Origin of the sequence: Faucicola mancuniensis (assembly GCF_046523945.1) — a bacterium.
Classification (GTDB): Bacteria; Pseudomonadota; Gammaproteobacteria; order Pseudomonadales; family Moraxellaceae; genus Faucicola; species Faucicola mancuniensis.
Window position 1 is genome coordinate 2056411 of sequence record NZ_CP171363.1, and the last position, 18595, is coordinate 2075005.

20 protein-coding genes and 1 pseudogene are annotated in these 18595 nt (G+C 40.6%); 13 read left to right on the plus strand and 8 right to left on the minus strand.

The window, feature by feature from the left end:
• The first annotated feature begins 22 nt into the window (after positions 1-22).
• The 4 genes from ACGTJS_RS10115 (at position 23) to ACGTJS_RS10130 (ending at position 2454) form a co-directional block, all read left to right on the plus strand.
• Positions 23-1009, plus strand: coding sequence for a TonB family protein (locus ACGTJS_RS10115; RefSeq protein ID WP_410471967.1), 987 nt, complete (start codon positions 23-25; stop codon positions 1007-1009).
• A gap of 61 nt (positions 1010-1070) precedes the next feature.
• Entirely contained in the window at positions 1071-1646 is a 576-nt protein-coding gene (locus ACGTJS_RS10120) for a MotA/TolQ/ExbB proton channel family protein (protein ID WP_315042773.1), read from the plus strand.
• Between the two features lie 30 nt (positions 1647-1676).
• Positions 1677-2084, plus strand: a complete 408-nt coding sequence (locus tag ACGTJS_RS10125; RefSeq protein ID WP_315042771.1) for a biopolymer transporter ExbD — start codon at positions 1677-1679, stop codon at positions 2082-2084.
• Between the two features lie 82 nt (positions 2085-2166).
• Positions 2167-2454, plus strand: coding sequence for a pyrimidine/purine nucleoside phosphorylase (locus ACGTJS_RS10130; RefSeq protein ID WP_315042769.1), 288 nt, complete (start codon positions 2167-2169; stop codon positions 2452-2454).
• A gap of 134 nt (positions 2455-2588) precedes the next feature.
• On the opposite strand, the gene ACGTJS_RS10135 is transcribed toward ACGTJS_RS10130, so the two are convergent.
• From ACGTJS_RS10135 to ACGTJS_RS10170, 8 genes and pseudogenes are all read right to left on the minus strand, one after another.
• On the minus strand, positions 2589-3005 hold the full coding sequence (locus tag ACGTJS_RS10135) for an RNA-binding S4 domain-containing protein (protein WP_410471968.1): 417 nt from the start codon (positions 3003-3005) through the stop codon (positions 2589-2591).
• A gap of 18 nt (positions 3006-3023) precedes the next feature.
• Positions 3024-4445, minus strand: a complete 1422-nt coding sequence (locus ACGTJS_RS10140; protein ID WP_410471969.1) for an ABC1 kinase family protein — start codon at positions 4443-4445, stop codon at positions 3024-3026.
• 155 nt (positions 4446-4600) lie between these two features.
• Complete coding sequence (locus ACGTJS_RS10145; protein ID WP_315044073.1) at positions 4601-5833, minus strand: CCA tRNA nucleotidyltransferase; 1233 nt, start codon at positions 5831-5833, stop codon at positions 4601-4603.
• Positions 5830-6885, minus strand: a complete 1056-nt coding sequence (gene queA, locus ACGTJS_RS10150; RefSeq protein WP_315044071.1) for a tRNA preQ1(34) S-adenosylmethionine ribosyltransferase-isomerase QueA — start codon at positions 6883-6885, stop codon at positions 5830-5832. The genes ACGTJS_RS10145 and queA overlap by 4 nt, the downstream gene beginning before the upstream one ends.
• Before the next feature lie 115 nt (positions 6886-7000).
• Positions 7001-7561, minus strand: a complete 561-nt coding sequence (locus tag ACGTJS_RS10155) for an acyl-CoA thioesterase (RefSeq protein WP_315044070.1) — start codon at positions 7559-7561, stop codon at positions 7001-7003.
• A gap of 70 nt (positions 7562-7631) precedes the next feature.
• A pseudogene (locus ACGTJS_RS10160) lies at positions 7632-8303 on the minus strand (IS1595 family transposase).
• Positions 8304-8350: 47 nt separating this feature from the next.
• Positions 8351-8998, minus strand: a complete 648-nt coding sequence (locus ACGTJS_RS10165) for a GDSL-type esterase/lipase family protein (RefSeq protein WP_410471970.1) — start codon at positions 8996-8998, stop codon at positions 8351-8353.
• Between the two features lie 14 nt (positions 8999-9012).
• Entirely contained in the window at positions 9013-9948 is a 936-nt protein-coding gene (locus ACGTJS_RS10170) for a transaldolase (RefSeq protein ID WP_410471971.1), read from the minus strand.
• Positions 9949-10183: 235 nt separating this feature from the next.
• Between ACGTJS_RS10170 and pheA the strand changes: the two genes are divergently transcribed.
• The 9 genes from pheA to ACGTJS_RS10215 all read left to right on the plus strand — a co-directional run bounded on the left by pheA (position 10184) and on the right by ACGTJS_RS10215 (position 18482).
• Entirely contained in the window at positions 10184-11284 is a 1101-nt protein-coding gene (pheA, locus tag ACGTJS_RS10175; protein ID WP_315043158.1) for a prephenate dehydratase, read from the plus strand.
• Positions 11285-11830, plus strand: coding sequence for a DUF924 family protein (locus ACGTJS_RS10180; RefSeq protein ID WP_315043159.1), 546 nt, complete (start codon positions 11285-11287; stop codon positions 11828-11830). It abuts the gene before it with no gap.
• A gap of 111 nt (positions 11831-11941) precedes the next feature.
• Positions 11942-14179, plus strand: coding sequence for a bifunctional prephenate dehydrogenase/3-phosphoshikimate 1-carboxyvinyltransferase (locus ACGTJS_RS10185; protein WP_410471972.1), 2238 nt, complete (start codon positions 11942-11944; stop codon positions 14177-14179).
• A 9-nt stretch (positions 14180-14188) separates the two neighbouring features.
• Positions 14189-14464: a hypothetical protein gene (locus tag ACGTJS_RS10190; protein ID WP_315043161.1), complete on the plus strand. Its 276-nt coding sequence runs from the start codon at positions 14189-14191 to the stop codon at positions 14462-14464.
• Entirely contained in the window at positions 14461-14850 is a 390-nt protein-coding gene (locus ACGTJS_RS10195; protein ID WP_410471973.1) for a type II toxin-antitoxin system VapC family toxin, read from the plus strand. Before ACGTJS_RS10190 ends, ACGTJS_RS10195 begins: the two co-directional genes overlap by 4 nt.
• A 7-nt stretch (positions 14851-14857) precedes the next feature.
• Positions 14858-15742, plus strand: a complete 885-nt coding sequence (rarD, locus tag ACGTJS_RS10200; protein WP_410471974.1) for an EamA family transporter RarD — start codon at positions 14858-14860, stop codon at positions 15740-15742.
• A 66-nt stretch (positions 15743-15808) separates the two neighbouring features.
• On the plus strand, positions 15809-16237 hold the full coding sequence (gene folB / locus ACGTJS_RS10205; RefSeq protein WP_315043165.1) for a dihydroneopterin aldolase: 429 nt from the start codon (positions 15809-15811) through the stop codon (positions 16235-16237).
• A gap of 29 nt (positions 16238-16266) precedes the next feature.
• Positions 16267-17274: an ion transporter gene (locus ACGTJS_RS10210; RefSeq protein ID WP_410471975.1), complete on the plus strand. Its 1008-nt coding sequence runs from the start codon at positions 16267-16269 to the stop codon at positions 17272-17274.
• Between the two features lie 56 nt (positions 17275-17330).
• The gene (locus ACGTJS_RS10215; protein ID WP_410471976.1) at positions 17331-18482 is read left to right on the plus strand and encodes an MFS transporter; all 1152 of its coding nucleotides are present in this window, start codon (positions 17331-17333) and stop codon (positions 18480-18482) included.
• Positions 18483-18595: the final 113 nt, after the last annotated feature.

Here is an 18595-nt window from a genome sequence, read left to right on the forward strand (position 1 = left end):
AAACAATGATTTGGATAGGGCAATGCGTGATACTTTACAACAAAATCCCAAAGTAAAATATGTGGTAATAGCAGTCGCTTTGGCGATTCATGCCATTGCTGGCACAGGTTTGGCAAATATGCAAGGCATTACCCTAAAAAAGCCAGAACCACCAAAACCATTAGAAATCACGCTTACCACGCCACCTGCGGTTGAGCCTGAACCGATTAAAAATGACATCGTTGAGCCTGTCAAACCTGTTGAACCACCCAAACCAAAGGTACAACCAAAACCAGCTGAGCCAACACCGCCTAAACCTAAGCCACTGCCTGAACCTGTCAAGCCAAAGCCTTTGCCACCGCCAAAACCTGTGGTAAAAGAAATTAAACCGCCACCTGAGCCTGTGAAACCTATCAAACCGATTGAGCCAAAACCGCCAGAGCCAGTAAAACCACCTGAAAAAATCATCAAAACTGAGCCTGTGGTGGACAATCAAAAACAGTTTGAAATACAACGCCAAGCAGAAGAGGTAAAACGTAAAGCAGAAGAAGCTGAACGCAAGCGTCAAGCCGATGAAGCGGACGCAAAACGCAGAGCGGACGAAGCTGAACGCAAACGTCAAGCCGAAGCAGACGCAAAACGCAGAGCGGACGAAGCCGAACGCAAACGTCAAGCCGAAGCAGATGCAAAACGTAGAGCGGACGAAGCCGAAGCAGACGCAAAACGCAAAGCTCAAAACAATGCTCCTGTCAATGTGTCCGCAAGCGAAGCAGTCTGGGTCAAACAGCCACGCTTTGACCTAAAAGACATCGGTGCAGAAAATGGCGAAACGCTCACGGCAAGTGTTAAACTGTCTGTAAATAAACAAGGGGCAATCACCAGTGCTGACATTGCCAAATCCACAGGCTATCCAAAAGCCGACCGTTTGATAAAGCAACAAGTCAAAACAGGTAAATTAAAACCTTTTATGCGTGATGGGCAGCCTGTCGTTGGCAATGTAACCGTACCATTTAGTATTAATGTTAATTAGTATTCATGTGTAATTGTAAAAATTTTAAATCGTAAAATAAATTTAAATAAGAGGAGTCTTTATGGACTTTGCAAAATATTGGGAACACACTGACGCTGTGAGCCAAACCTTGTTTTTTGTGTTGATTACATTGTCAATCATTTCATGGGTTGTGGGTATTTTACGCATTTTACAAAGTAAAAAAATGGCGGAAAATGTCGCCGAAGATTTGACTCAAGTTATTTCTGATAAACAAAAGTCTGTCAATGGATTAGGTTTAGCACAACAAAAAATCGTCATTGAACAAACTTTATTGCAACAAATCAGCCGTTACCGTTTTAGCACCGAAAAAGGCTTGAGCGTACTGGGTACAACGGCGTCTATCGCACCGTTTATTGGGCTGTTTGGTACGGTGTGGGGGATTTTTCATGCCTTGCACAGCATTGGCGAGTCAGGACAGGCGGGGCTTGGGCAGGTGGCAGGTCCTGTGGGTGAAGCACTGATTATGACAGGTTTGGGGCTTGCGGTGGCGATTCCTGCGGTGATTTTTTATAACATTGCCACACGTTTAAACCGCAAAGCCTTGCACGTTGCCAACGATACAGCTCATGAATTGCTTGTCAAAACAGCGAGCCAAACGCCAACAAACCATTCATAACATCATCAACAAAAAAAGGAAACTAAGTCTATGGCTTTTCAACTGGGCGAAGATGACAATCAAGGCATGAACGAAATGAACTTGATACCTTTGATTGATATCATGTTGGTATTGATGATTATTTTTTTGGTAACGGCGACTGTGTTAAACCCAACCGTTCCGCTTAATTTGCCAAAAACCAGTGCCAGCGTTAGCGAAAAACCGCCAGAAGTTATCCAAATCAGCATTGACAAAGATGCAGGGATTTTTTGGGACAGTCAGCCCATCACGATGGAAAACTTGCAACAACGGCTGAATGACGAAGCCAAACAAGGCAAAGACCCACAAATTCAGCTACGAGCTGACAAAGATGGGCGTTATGAAACGGTGGCTCAAGTATTGGCAACCGCAAGCAATGCAGGGCTTAGCAAAATTGCCTTTGTCAATGACGCTGATTAACTTTTGTCAAAGTTTTAATGCTTGACAATGTGGCAAAAGCCTTTATGATATCAATTTTGTCAAACAAAACGGAAAATTTTATATGTTAAAAGTCAATCAATATTTTGATGGTGCGGTCGCATCAATCGGCTTTCAAACGGCGACTTTGCCTGCAACTGTGGGCGTGATGAAAATCGGCGAATACGAATTTGGTACAAGCCAATTTGAAACCATGACGGTAGTAAGCGGTGAAATCTCAGCATTGTTGCCAAACCAAAGCGAATGGCAAACCTTTAAAGCCTTTGATAGCTTTACCATTGAAGCCAACCAAAAATTTAAAGTAAAAGTCGCTGTAGAATCAGCCTATCTTTGCACTTATGAAGACAAATAACGCTTGTTTCTAGTCTATTCATAGGTGCTATTCATTGGAGCTATCCCATTTGTGTTGGGGCTAAGTGCTAAGCCGTGCAGTTTTGAGCCTTGCCCTTGCACAATTTTCTAAAATTTTTTCTAAAAAATTTTATTTTAAAACTCTAAATAATCGCCTTTCCATTTTTCTAATTGACGGCGTTCTTTTTTGTTGGGTTTATGGTCTGGGCGAGCAAGATTGGCTAATTTTTTTTGCTCATGAAAATATTCTCGTTGAGCGATACTTTCTTGGGTTTCTTCATACAGTTGGCTTGCGGTGGTCGCATTGCCACGCACTTCCGACAGAACCAACACTTTAACGGTTTTTTGGGTATAATTGGTCGCAGAACCTTGACGAATGGTGAATTCATCGCCCACACAAATTTCTTTGCTAACTTTGACACGGCTACCGCCATAATGTACTCGCCCAGCTTCAATCGCTTCTTTGGCAAGTGTGCGAGTGCGGTAAAATCGTGCCGCCCAAAGCCATTTATCAAGGCGAATTTTTTGGGGTGAATGTTGGGTATTTGCCATGAATTTTCTCAACAATTTTTATCGGACAAACGGCTGTATCAAATATTCCGCTTGGGTTTTTGCTTTTAGCACCGTCATAAAGGTGTATGCCCCAATAAACTTACGGCTAATAAACATCAGTTCTTTTGGTGGTACGCTAAACGCCTTTGATGTGGCGGACTTGCTTGCCAATTTTATCACACGGTTGTGCAAATCACTTTTATCCCATAAATAATACCCTTTATCGTCCAAAACGTGCGTTGGCATATCAGGATTTTGGCTTGGCAAACTAAACGGCTCACTGGCTAACAAGAACAAATCCACCATATCCGCTTTGATTTGTGGATTAATATTGGTAAAAAATGGGTAAAATTGTCCTGCCATTTCAATCGCTTGAGCCATTTTTTCACGGTCGTGATAAAACCCTGCAATCAACAAATCTTTGGCAATTTTTAACAAATTGTCATCAAATTGACGAATTGCCCCAAAATCTAACAACACCAATTTATCAATATTTGTTAAATGACTGTTTTTTGTGTTGCTGTCTTCTGCCAAACGAATGAGATAATTGCCAAAATTTGGGTCGGTCTGCATATCGCCCCATTCAAAAATTTCACGGAGCATAATTTCAATGGACGCTTGTCCAATCGCATTGCGTCTGTCTTGCGATAAGGCAAACATTTGTTCATTCATGATAGAGATGCCGGCTTCAAAACTCATGCAAAGCACTCGAGCAGTGCTGTATTCTCGCCAAATTTTTGGTACGGCATACCGTTCATCACCTGCCAAACGTTGATAAAATAGCTCGGTGGTGTCGACTTCTAACAGATAATTGACTTCGTGGTGCAATAAATCTCGGATTTCTTCAAACCATTCATCAAGCTGACGGGTTTGCGGTACAGCGTTGGTAACTTTGAGCAATTGGCGGAACAAGTCTAAATCGCTGTCCACTGCATCGGCAATATTGGGGTATTGCACTTTGAACACCACCGTTTCGCCTGTGGCTTTGTGTACCGCTTTGTGGACTTGGGCAAGGCTTGCCGTGCCGATTGGCGTTGGCTCAATGTCAAATTCGTGAATTTTTTCGCCCAATTCGTTGATTAATGCTGACTGGATAATTGGATAGGCAAAGGCGGTCGTTTGGTTGTTTAAGGTTTGTAAGGCTTCAGTAATTTCTGGTGGTAAAAAATGTTCGCCATAAAGTGCTAACATTTGTCCGATTTTTACCACAGAGCCTTTTAATTTGCCCAATTCTATTACCAAATATTGTGCTTGTTCACGCATAAAGGCTTGTTTTTGAAGGTTTTTTTCTTCTTTGGATTTAAACAGACCAAAGGCACTATTGGTCGCCCAACGTTTGCCGATATTGAGCGATGCTTTGGCAATGGATAACCTGCGGTCAAATGCGGATGTTTTAATCGCATCAAGTGGCTCAGAGTAGGTCGGTTTGTTCACGCTCATGGATTATCCAATATGTATCAAAAATTTTGTTAAAAATGAATAAAAATATTTTTTAAAAATTATTCAATCAATCTTCTAAAAATCGCACTATTTTATCATGACAAGCCCATTTTTACAAAAATCTTTGCCAAATCTTTTTAAGACTTTTCAACAACTTAAGATAACTCGACAGAGTTTAACAAATTTGCCAATGCCGATTTTCGTAAATTATCAATCTCATCGCCAATTGCTTTGCCTTTTAACGTGGCTAAACGCTCACCATTAATGCTGTTAATACTGATATTATTTAACTTTTGTATAGAAGTTTGTACAAAAATTTGCTGTTTTGCCAATTGTAAAATTTTTATTGCTGTTAAAGCTAAGTTTAATTTTTGACTGTCTTTTAAACTTGGTTTGATAAGCTCAAACATCTGCTCATCTGTTAAACGCTCAAAATTTTGTAATTTATCAAAATTTGTTAATAAATATTCGCCAAAGCCTTGATATTGCTTAGGAATTTTTAAGTCTTGGCAAAATTTTTTATAAAAATCAAAATCTGCCTTTTGACTGTCAAACCGCCTAAAAACCAGCGATAAAATGCCAAATTTTAGCAAAACATCACCATTTAAAGCATGAGCTACTCGCAAGGATTTGGCGATAAATTGCCAATTGTCGGTCAAACCATTGGTAAGATTTTCGCCAAAACGTGCTTCATCATGTATAATTGCAAAACTTGGCATGATCACGCCAAGTACGCCCATTTTGTTAAGCTCATTAAAATACACATCGGCACATTCTTGCCCCAATGCCTTAAACGTTTCTGCCCACACACGCTCGGCAACTAGGTGATTTAGCTCGCCATCATCTCGCATTTTTTGCACAAGTTTGACTGTTTCATCGGCAATGCTAAAACCAAAAGGGGCGTAACGACTGACAAAACGAGCAAGGCGTAACACTCGCACAGGGTCTTCGCAAAAGGCCTCTGACACATGACGCAATTTTTTTTCTGCCAAATCGGACAGTCCGCCATAAGGGTCAATGACGTGGTTTTTATCAAATTTGCCTGTCTTAAAAGTGCTGTCAAATAAGCCGTTTACTTCTATCGCCATCGCATTGATGGTCAAATCTCGGCGGATAAGGTCTTCTTCAAGCGTAACGCTTGGGTCGGCATGGACAGTAAAGCCCAAATAGCCGTTGCCGTTTTTGCGTTCGGTGCGAGCAAGGGCGTATTCGTCATGGGTGCGTGGGTGCAAAAACACAGGAAAATCCGCCCCAACTTGACTAAAGCCAAGCTCTAGCATTTGAGTAACAGTTGCCCCCACCACGACATAATCGTGTTCAACAACAGGGCGGTTTAATAAGGAATCTCGCACCGCTCCGCCAACCAGATATACTTTGAAGTTGTTCATAATTTATCCAACAACATCGCATCGCCATAACTAAAGAACCGATAATGGTTGTCAATAGCGTGTTGATATGCATTTTTAATTTGCATTTGCCCTGCAAATGCCGAAACAAGCATTAATAAGGTAGATTTTGGTAAGTGAAAATTGGTAATTAAACGGTCAATCACACCAAACTTAAAAGACGGATAAATAAAAATATCGGTATCGCCCGACCACGCTTTTAACATAGGCTTATCAAAACTAGCGGTTTTTTGGAAAGCCGTTTCAAGCACACGAGTAACAGTCGTTCCCACCGCTATCACTTTACCGCCATTCGCTTTGGTTTGGTTAATTAAATCCGCTGTCGCTTGGGGCAATTCGGCATATTCTGAGTGCATTTTATGGCTCAAAATATCGTCCGTTTTTACAGGAGCGAACGTGCCTGCACCGACATGAAGTGTTACAAATGCGGTATTTACGCTTTTTTCTTTTAATTGTGCTAAAATTTTATCATCAAAATGCAGACTTGCAGTCGGCGCGGCAACGCTGGCAAGTTTGTTAGGGTCGTGAAAAACGGTTTGATAGCGGTTTTCATCATTATCATCGGCATGACGTTCAAAATAAGGCGGAATCGGTAATTCGCCATATTGTTCTAATGCTTGTAAAATCGGCTGGTCAAACTGCAAAATAAACAAATTTTCTTCACGCCCAAGCATAGTAACGTTGATATTACCATTAGCAAGGGTCAAATTTTGTCCGACTTTTGGGCTACGGCTAGAGCGAACGTGGCAAAGGGCAGTTTTTTCATCGTTTGGCAAAATCCGCTCAACCAACACTTCCACCGCACCACCACTTGCCTTTTGTCCAAATAGCCGAGCTTTCATCACTTTGGTATCGTTAAACACAATCAAATCGCCTTTGTTTAACAAATTTGGCAAATCGGTAAATAGTTTGTCTTGCGGATTTTTTTCGTTTGGCAAATAGAGTAGGCGAGATGCCGAACGCTCCGCCAATGGATAGCGAGCGATGAGATTTTCTGGTAAATGGTAATCAAAATCGTTTAAAGTAAGTTGCATAGTTTTTCTTTTTAAAGGTAATACAAAAGTAGGGGCGTATTGAATACGCCAAATTTTAAGAATTTATAGTAAATTAAATTCATTTTAGGACAGGAAACCGTTCGCCCTGAGTATGTTAAATTTTTTCATCTTCAACAGTTGGAAATGGACGCAATTTGTCCGCATCTGCCCACGCTTTAACCCAATCATTCAACGGCATTTGCAAATCGCCATGCCCCAACGTCTGCATGACTTCTGATGTTTCTACGACTTTGCCCGTTTTAATATTGGTAACACCTGTACGCAACAGTGCGTGTGAACATGGCTTGCCATTTGCCCACATGGTCTGTTCTATATAAAACCAACGCTCATCAAACGCTTTTAAATGCGTTTTAATCGTAACCTTGTCAAACGCACGTACACGCTTGCGATATTGAATGGTACTGCCTGCAACGACAAGCCCCCAACGTTTTTCTAACAATTTTTTGCCCAAACCTGTGCGAATGGCAAAATCTGTCCGCCCTAAGTCAAACAGCGTTAAAATCCGTCCGTTATTCATTTCTAAATAATTATCAATATCATTAATGTTGGCAATAAGTTTGATTTCACTGGTATCTGTGATGTCTAGCGTATTGCCTTTTAAGTTTTGGTGGATGCCGTTGATAATGGTTTTGGTTAAACGTAAAAATGGGTACATAGGCTGGTTTCTTCTAACAAAAAAATTGCGTTAAATTATACAAAAAATAAGGGGCTGAACTAGATTAGAGTTAAATTTCACACCATTTTCTCAAAACTTTAAGCTGATTAGATGGTGCCCCATAATTAAACCTAAACCTTACGAAGCAGTGCTTCTCATCTTTAATAAAAAGATGAAAGTTTTTCTTATCAAAACACAAGTATTTTCTTAAAACACGCTTGGCTTGATTCTAGAAGTTTTCAATACCGTTGATGTGATTTAGCTTGTTGCTTTTATCTGCAAACTCTTTTGAATGATTAATTCTAAAGTGTTTAAAATCATTGACATCAAGAGCATTGTAACTTCTATAACTATCAGTGTAAACAACGCTGTCAGGCTTGATTTTACTTGTGATAATGGGCATTAACGTGGTTTGTTTAGTGTCTTTGACAACGACAGTATAAACCTTGCCATTACGTTTTAAAAGACCAAAGACAGCAGTCTTTCCACCTGCACCACGACCACGCTTACCTTTATGAATACCACCGAAATAGTTTTCATCAAGTTCTATTTCACCGTATAATAAGCGTTTTTGATTAACTTGATAGTCATATATTTCTTGACGAAAGATATTATACCATCGGTTGATGGTGTTGCGATTTAATTCAAGTAAAATCGCTGTTTTTGTAGCATCTATATCAGTGCAAAAGAATTTTATGATTTTTTTGACTTTATAGATGCTTAACTTACTTTTATATTTCATGTTTCTAGTCTAGCATGGGTTGTGTTGCTAGTCTAGAGCCTTAAAAATTATGCAAATCCCTGTTTTTTCAAAAACTCATACAAATTGTCAGCAAATTTGGCGTAACCTTGTGCATTTGCGTGAATTTGGTCGGATTTTAAGGATTTGTCCGACAAAATATCTGACCAACCGCCATCACCTTTGGCAAACAACGGCACGTTTTTTTCTTTGGCAATCGTTTCATAAATCGGATTGTCGCTGGCACTGCTAAACAACGCAGACGTGCTAAAATACGGCTCAGCGATAAGCACAACAGGGATATTTGCCGATTTGATTTTATCAAGGGTTTGATTGATATTGCTGGTAGTTTCGGACGGATTGACACGGCGTAACACATCATTGCCACCAATGCCAAGCAAAATTAACTTGGGATTTTGAGCAATAATTTTATCAACACGAGCTAAAACGCCTGCTGACGTGTCGCCATTTATCCCTGCGTTGTCAATTTGCCAACCTGTTTTTTGTGCCAAAACAGTGGGATAAGCGGTGTCAGGTGTCGCCCCATAGCCAAACGTGAGCGAATCACCCAACGCAATCACCTTGCTACTTTTGGCAATGTTGGCATGATTTGGGCTGTTGCTACAAGCGGACATGCCCAATACCGAAAGACTGGTGAAAGCAAGCGTTGCGGTCAAAAATTGTCGGCGGTTTAACATAAATTATCTCGTTTTTATATTAACGATTGCAGTTTTATAGCCAATTCTTCACGAGCTTTGACAAAGCCATCAATGCCATTTTTTAACAGTTCAGTCGTCATTGGGTCGGCATTGACTTGAGCGTCAAAGGTTTCTTTGTCCAAAATTTCTTTTGGCAATACATCAAATTCCATGTCAGGATACAATTGACGTGAAATTTGTTGCTCCATTGTTGCCATTTTGTCAATCAAATCAGGCGAAATTGTGAGCAAATCACAGCCAGCTAATGCCAGAATTTCGTCCACACTTCTAAAACTTGCCCCCATGATTTGAGTATTATAGCTATGTTGTTTAAAATAACTATAAACAGTTTTTAATGATAATACACCTTTGTCTTCATTAACAGGAATGTCTTCACGGTTTTCATCACGTTTTTGCCAGTCCAAAATCCGCCCCACAAATGGTGAAATCAGCGTAATATCAGCATCTGCACAGGCTTTGGCTTGGTGTAATCCAAACAATAACGTCAAATTACAATGAATGCCTTGCTCTTCCAAAATCCGCCCTGCTTGAATGCCTTCCCACGTGGACGCAATTTTTATCAGCACTCGCTCTTTGTCCACCCCTGCATCTTCATAGGCTTGGATAAATTCCAACGCTTTGGTAACGGTGGCATCGGTGTCATAAGACAACCTTGCGTCCACTTCGGTGGAAACTCGTCCATCAATGCGTTTTAAAATCTCTGTGCCGATATAAATCGTCAAATCATCAATCACCTTGTCAATGTCGTTATTATGTTTGACAAGGGTTTGTTTTAAAATTGGCTCAAATTCTGGTGTGGATAGGGCTTTGGTGATAAGGCTTGGATTGGTGGTTGCGTCCACAGGTCTTAGGCGTTTAATCGCTTGCAAGTCGCCTGTATCAGCCACTACCATCGTCATCATTTTTAATTGGTTTAAAGTCGTTGTCATGATTTTTCCTATTTGATTATTAAGGTAACGTTGCGAAAATTTGACAAAAAATTAACATATTTTGCCAAATGTTACCAGTCATTTTATGTTTTTTTATGGTAAAAATAAAGGAAAGTTGCCGATTTTATGCAAAAATTTTATAAGTTCAGACGGTTTTTTGCTTACCCAAATTGTTAAATTGTGTTAATATAAAACGTTAAATTTTAAAACATTTTTAGAAAAGTAAGGAAAAAACATGACTGCCACCAATGAACAACTATTAGCCCTACGCCAACAAATTGACAACGTGGACAAAAAAATCCAAACGTTGATTAACGAGCGAGCAGGCTATGCGGTAGAAGTTGCCAAAATCAAAAAAAATCAAGAAGATAACCCAATTTTTTACCGTCCAGAACGTGAAGCCCAAGTGTTAAAAGCCGTCATGGAACGCAATCAAGCGATTGGCGGTGTATTGACTGATGATAAAATGGCTCGTCTGTTCCGTGAGATTATGTCGGCTTGCCTAGACCTAGAAGCCCCACAAAAAGTGGCATACCTTGGACCTGCTGGCACATTTACTCACCAGGCGGTGTTAAAACATTTTGGTAAAGCGACCACTACTGTGCCTTTGTCAAGTATCACGGACGTGTTTCGTGAAGTGGAAGCTGGCTCTGCCACGTATGGCGTTGTGCCTGTGGAAAATTCGTCTGAAGGCGTGGTTAATCATACCCTTGATGGTTTTTTGGGTTCGGATTTAAATATTATTGGCGAGGTGGAATTGCCGATTCATCATCAATTTTTGGTTGGTGAACATACAAAAGTCGGCTCAATTTCAAAAATTTATGCCCATCAACAAGCCTTAGCCCAATGCCGTCAATGGCTAGATACTCATTATCCCAATGTGGAGCGTGTGGCTGTGTCAAGCAATGGCGAAGCGGCTCGCCGTATCAAAAGCGAATGGCATTCGGCAGCGATTGCGGGTGATGTGGCGGCGGCGGAATATGGCTTGCACAAGCTTAATGAAAATATTGAAGACAATCCGTCTAATACCACTCGTTTTTTGGTGATTGGGCGTGAGCGTATCGCCAAAAGTGGCAATGATAAAACGTCTATTTTGGTGTCGGCAAAAGACCAAGCAGGGGCGTTGATTCAGATTTTGCAACCGCTTGCTAAATATGGCGTATCTATGACGAGTATTGAAACTCGCCCAGAACGTCCGAACAAATGGGCATATGTGTTTTTTATTGATATGTCGGGGCATATTGATGATGAGAATGTGCAAAAGGCGATGGACGAGATCCGCCCGCAAGTCAAGGATTTACGTATTTTAGGTTCTTATCCAAAGGCGGTTTTGTAAATGAATAAACAAGCAAAGCAAGTATTGGAATTTTGGTTTAATCAGCAACATCAAGCGTTTTGGTTTGCCAAAAATAATGATTTTGATGGTAAAATTCGGCAAAACTTTTTATCTATACTGAAAAGTGCAATGCAGGGCGAGTGTGAAAGTTGGCGGGAAACCACTAAAGGTAGATTGGCAGAAATCATCGTCCTTGACCAATTTTCTCGCAATATTTATCGTGATACGTCCAAGGCTTTTAGTCAAGATGGCATGGCATTAATATTGGCACAAATGATTGTTAAACAACAAGATTTTATTGATTTATCGGTTGCTGAACGTAATTTTGCATTAATGCCTTTTATGCATTCAGAATCGCAAGTTATTCATAATCGAGCAGTGGTATTTTTTGAACAATTTTCCGATACAAAAACGCTTGAATTTGAATTAAAACACAAAATTATTATTGATGAATTTGGACGTTACCCACACCGTAATTCAATACTGGGGCGACAATCCACTCAAGCAGAAATCAAGTTTTTACAACAACCAAACTCATCATTTTAATAATAACGATAAAAAACATGTATTTTGTCGTTTTGTTAATGGTTTTTGTGAATTAATGATGAGAGTTGGTGTAACTTTGATTAACTGAAAAAAAATAGGTTAAACAAAAAAATGTTCCAAAAAGTATGTATCGTAGGCTTAGGATTAATCGGTGCAAGCCTTGCCCAAGCCATGCTAGACCGCAGGCTCACAGACCACATTGTCGCTTGCGATTTTAACCAAAACTCGCTTGATACCGCCCTAGAAATCGGCTTAATCAAACACGGCTCAACCGATTTGGTAAGCCTTTTAACTGATTGCGATTTGGTGGTAATTAGCGTGCCCGTCAAGGCGGTGTTGCCGATTTTTCGCACCCTTGGCGGTGCAATCAAAGACGGCTTTACAGGGCTTATCACCGATGTGTGTAGCACTAAGGTAAACGTCATTGACGCAAGTTTGCAAATTGAACGTGAACTTGGTGTTAGCTTTGCCAATTTTGTCCCTGCTCACCCCATTGCAGGGGCGGAAAACTCTGGCGTACTGGCTCGCAAGGCGGATTTGTTTGTCGCCCATCAGCTGATTATTTGCCCAAATAAAACCACAAATCCAAACGCTGTGAAGAAAATCACCGAGCTTTGGCAAAATGTGGGGGCAAGCGTTACTACCATGACGGCAGAACGCCACGACAGCGTACTGGCTCACACCAGTCATTTACCACATTTGCTTGCTTTTAATTTAGTTAATCAATTTAGCCACCACAATGACAACATGGATATTTTTCGTTTTGCAGGCGGTGGCTTTCGGGATTTTAGCCGAATTGCAGGAAGCGACCCGACTATGTGGCACGACATTTTTTTGGCAAATAAAACCGCCATTTTGCACGCCATTGACGATTATGAAAAACATCTTAATGATTTTAAACAATTGATTATTAACGAAAATTCTGAAAAAATCATCGCCAAATTGACAGACGCACGCCATGCACGCCGTCATTTTGGACATATGTTAAACCAAAATAAATCAACCCAAACGGACAACACCATGAAACAAACTTACATCATCAAACCTGCTCACAAATTCACAGGCACGCACACGGTAGCAGGGGATAAATCCATTTCGCACCGCTCTATCATGTTTGGCTCGCTTGCCAAAGGTGTTACCACCGTTACAGGCTTTTTGGAAGGGGAAGATGCTTTATCCACCTTGCAAGCCTTTCGTGATATGGGCGTAAACATTGAGCGAAATGGCGATAAGGTGGTCATTCATGGTGTGGGCATGAACGGCTTAAAAGCCCCAACAAAACCGCTTGACATGGGCAATTCTGGCACAAGTATGCGACTGCTTGCAGGGATTTTGTCTGCACAAGGCTTTGATAGCGTGATGATTGGCGACCCAAGCTTGTCAAAACGTCCGATGGAGCGAGTTGCCAAGCCACTGCGTGAAATGGGAGCAAAAGTGCAAACCACAGGCGAAAAAGGCACGCCCCCTGTGAGCATTACAGGCAATCAGCCGTTGCAGGGCATTACTTACAATATGCCCATGGCATCAGCACAAGTCAAATCTTGTCTGCTAATTGCAGGGCTGTGGGCAAATGGCAAAACTACCGTTACCGAGCCTGAAGTAACCAGAGACCATACCGAGCGTATGCTGACGGCATTTGGATATAAGGTTGAAAAAAACGGCAATGAAATTAGTGTAATAGGTGGTGGTGAGCTGACCGCTTGCGACATTGCTGTGCCTGCGGACATCTCAAGTGCGGCGTTTTTTATGGTGGCGGCAGCCATTGCCAAAGACGGCGATGTAACCTTGAGCAAAGTTGGCATTAACCCCACTCGCACAGGCGTGATTGACATTTTAAAACTCATGGGGGCGGACATTACGCTTGCCAATGAAACGATCGTAGGCGGTGAGCCTGTGGCGGATATTATTGTTAAATCGTCAAAATTAAAGGGCATTGAAATTCCAGAGCACCTTGTACCGCTTGCCATTGATGAGTTTCCTGTGCTGTTTGTGGCAAGCGCTTGTGCCACAGGCAAAACGGTTCTACATGGAGCAGAAGAACTGCGTGTTAAAGAATCCGACCGCATACAAGTCATGGCGGACGGCTTAAAAGTGCTTGGCGTGGATTGCACCGTGCTAGATGATGGCATTGAGATTATCGGCAAAGGCGATGTGGATAATGTGTTTGGTGGTGGTGAGATTGAATGTCATCATGACCACCGCATTGCCATGAGCTTTACGGTGGCAAGTTTGCGAGCGAGCGATACTATTACCATTCACGGCACAGAAACGGTCAATACCAGCTTTCCGAACTTTGCAGGGCTTGTTAATGGGGCGGGATTGAATGTTGATGTGGTGGGTGAAATTTAAGGAAAAAATATGCTAACCATTGATATTTCTGCAACAAGTACAGAGTTGATAAATTGGCAAGCTGTAACTAACGCCATGCTAAAAGGAGAGCAAGTTTCAGTTAAAAAAATGGGCGTGGAAATTGGGTTGTTTTTGCCAAAAACTAAGCAAATGTTTGTTAATAAACGTAAACTCGGTTTTATGCAAGGCGAAGGTGTTGTGCCTGATGATATTCATTGGGGTGATGATGAAATTCAAATGATGTTTGATGAAACTATTTATAAAGATGATGGGTTTAATCAATGAGCTATTTACTTGATACCCATATTGTTTTATGGGTTGCTCGTGAACCGAACAAATTATCCACAGAAGTTATTGATATTTTAGAAAATATTGATAATCAAATTTATTTTAGTTCAATCAACTTATGGGAAATTGCTTTAAAAAATAGTTTAGGCAAATCTAATTTTCAATATGATGTTACCAAATTAAAATCATTATTGCTAGCCAATGGTTTTTTGGAATTGGCGGTAACTGCTCGTTATGCTCCGATAATAGAGAAATTGCCTTTTATTCACAAAGACCCATTTGACCGTATGTTAATTGCTCAAGCAATGACAGAAAATTTTTGTCTGATAACCAGTGATGAGAAAATTGTACAATACCCTAATCTAACCGTAATGATGAATTAACCCAAAAATGTCAAACAACCCAATCACCACGACCCCAAAAGGCATTGCCACCGCCTTATCCGCCTTTTTAATTTGGGGATTTTTCCCTATTTACTTTAAACTGCTAAAAGACTACGATGCCGTTGAAATCATCGGTCATCGTATCGTCTGGACGTTTGTTGCGATTTTACTGGTATTAATCATCACAAAACGTTGGCAATTTATCACGGTATTAAAACAAAATCCCCGTTGGTTATTTTTTACGCTAATCTCAGGCACAATTATCGCGATAAATTGGTTGACTTATGTTTGGGCGGTCAATCACAATCAGATTTTGGAAGCCAGTCTTGGTTATTTTATCGGGCCATTAATGGGCGTGTTGCTATCGCTTGTGGTGTTAAAAGAAAAACTGCGTCCGTTGCAATGGCTTGCCGTTGGTTTGGCGGTTGTTGGCGTGTTGATTCAGCTTGTCATGCTTGGCAAGTTGCCTTATGTATCGCTACTGCTCGCAAGTTCGTTTTCGGTGTATGGTATGATGCACCGCCACACACCGCTTGATGCGTTATCCGCCATGTTTATTGAAACGACTTTACTTGTACCGATTATGGTTTTTTGGTTTATGCAGGCAAGCGTGGCAAGTTCTAGCCTTGATTTTTGGCTGTCGCCTAACATCTTTTTATTAATGCTTGCCGTCCCGATTACGCTAATTCCTTTACTTTTGTTTAACAAAGCCACCAAAATGGTCGCCTTTAGTCTGCTAAGTTTTATGAATTATTTAACGCCGTCTATCGTCTTTTTTATGGCGATATTTTTGTACAATGAGCCGTTTAATATGAGTAAATTGGTAACGTTTGGCTTTATTTGGGTAGGGCTTATCTTTTTTAGTTATGATTTGATTAAACATCGTAAATAAATGGGTGGCAACGTTGGGTTTGCCCATGTTTTTTGTTAAAATAGCCCTTTTGGCATTGGAAATACCATGAATAACTCAAATAACCCTAATCAAACAACACATACCCCAACCAATCACCACACCTTAACAGGTACGTCAACCGATACGGTTTTTATCAAAGGCTTAAAAGTTGATGCGGTGATTGGCGTATACGAATGGGAACAAAAAATCACCCAGCCATTGATTTTTGATATTGAAATGATTGGTTGTCAATACAAAGCCTCTCAAACTGACGATATCAACGATGCAATTAATTATAAAAGCGTGTGCGAGCGAGTGGCACAGGTGAGTATGTCCAATAAAGTCGCTTTGTTGGAGCGATTGGCACAGTTGGTCGTCGATATGATTTTGACCGAATTTCGCCCAGAAAAAGTAACCATTAGCATTCATAAGCCCACGGCGATTAAAGAAGCTAACAGTGTGGGGGTGAAAATCACTCGATTTTTACAGCCCTAAATCATATTTTTTTAACAACATTGCCTAATATGACTAAACAAAGTTTTACCGCTGCCACAATTCGCAAACGACTTTACAATATTTTACAAAATGATGATGACGACAGCAAAGCAGGTCGTATGAGCGAATATTTTTTGATATTTTTGATTTTGTTAAATGTGTTGGCGGTGATTTTGTCATCGGTTAATGAAATTTATCGTGAATACCAGACTTTTTTTGATTTTTTTGAAAAATTTTCGTTGGCGGTTTTTACGGTGGAATATTTCACTCGTTTTTGGGTGATTGCCGAAATCGACGATAGCAAAACGGCTTGGCAAAACCGCAAAGAATGGCTATTTAGCACAGGTTCGTTGATTGATTTTGTGGCGATTTTTCCTGCGTATTTGAACTTTTTTGTGCCGATGAATTTGCGTTTGTTAATTGTGTTACGATTGTTAAGATTATTTAAACTGACTCGCTATTTCTTGGCATTACGAATTTTGTTAAATGTGATAAAACGAGAAAAAGAATCATTCAAAGCGGTGATTTTTATCTTGTTGATTTTAATCATTTTGGCGGCAAGCGGTATTTATGCGGTGGAAAACAAAGCCCAGCCAGAAGAGTTTGAATCTATTCCAAAAGCGATGTGGTGGGCGGTGGTAACGTTGACAACGGTGGGTTATGGTGATGTAACACCTGTTACGATGATAGGCAAGTTTTTGGGGGCGATGATTACGATTTTGGGCGTGGGTCTGGCGGCATTGCCTGCAGGTATTTTGGCATCAGGGTTGGCAACCGAGCTTGAACTTCGTAAAAAGAATAGTGAAGATTTGCTAAAAAATATGATTATGGATAGACAGCTTGATTTAAATGAAGAAAATCATAATATTGAAAAAATCCGCAAAGAATTGGGATTGACTGAAGAACAAGCGTTGATGGTGATTGAAGATATTAAGGTGGATTTGGTGTACAAAAAGCAGTCAAATTTTTGTCCAAATTGTGGTTATCATTTGCACAACCATCAATCGGATAATTTACAAAAAAGTGATGAACAATAAGATATACCAAATCAAAACCCAACTTTACCCAATTTGACCGAAACCCAAAAAAATATTTGCCGATTATTGTGGCGATTGTGTTGTTTATGCAGATTTTAGATGCCACGATTTTAAACACCGCCTTGCCTGCGATGGCAAAGGATTTACATCAGCCTGTATTGTCTATGCAGTGGGCGGTGATTAGTTATACACTGACCTTGGCGATTTTGACGCCGATTAGCGGTTTTATTGCCGATAAATATGGCACAAAGACGACTTTTATGGTGGCGGTATCTATTTTTACGTTGGGGTCTTTGATGTGTGCGTTGTCGCCTACGTTAAACAGTTTGATTTTTTCTCGTGTGGTGAAAGGGCTTGGCGGTGCGTTGATGATGCCTGTGGCAAAGCTGACGCTGATTAAAAGCTATCCTAGAGAGCAGATGTTATCCATCATGAATTATGCGGTCATGCCTGCGTTGATTGGACCTGTGATTGGACCTTTGGTCGGTGGTTATTTGGTGGAATTGGCAAGCTGGCATTGGATTTTTTTGATAAGTGTGCCGATTGGGGTGATAGGCTTGTGGGCGGGCTATCAATTAATGCCAAATTATGTTGAAAAAAATGCCAATATGGATTTGTTGGGGTTTTTATTGTTTGGCGGTTCTATGGCAAGTTTTACTTTTGCTTTAGAATTTGCCAATAATATCGATGTGAATAATCCAAGTTCTATCGTTTTTACGCTACTGGTGGCGGTCGTTGCGGTGATTTTGTTGATGGGCTATTATCTGCATGCCAAATATGTAGAAAGCCGTAATGGGCAAAAACCCTTGTTTGGCTTGGATTTGTTTTGTATTCGCACCTTTAGGGTGGGGATTTTTGGCAATCTTTTGACAAGGCTTGGTATGAGTGCTGTGCCGTTGCTGGCGTTTATGGGGGCGTGCAATTCGCTTCAGTTTAGTGCGATGAATAGTATCAGCATTGCAAAATTACGCCGAGAACAGAAGAGTAGCGGAAATAGTTTGTTATCGGTTAATCAACAGCTTGCGATGAGCTTTGGCATTGGTTTGTCGGCGATGTTGTTACATATGCTGACACCTGCAAGAGCAAGTTTGGCACAAACACAGCAAGCGTTTAGCATGGCGTTTGTGATTTTGGGATTGATGACGATTTTGTCAGGGTTGTATTTTTTAAAATTGCATAAAATTGATGGGCGAGGTATGTATCAATAAAAGTTGAATTATATTGGTGAATTTGGTAAAAGAAATCGCTGTGCAATGACACAACGATTTTTAATGTATTTAAACAGGATTAAAAAGGATAGACAGGCAAAGCACCTGTAACA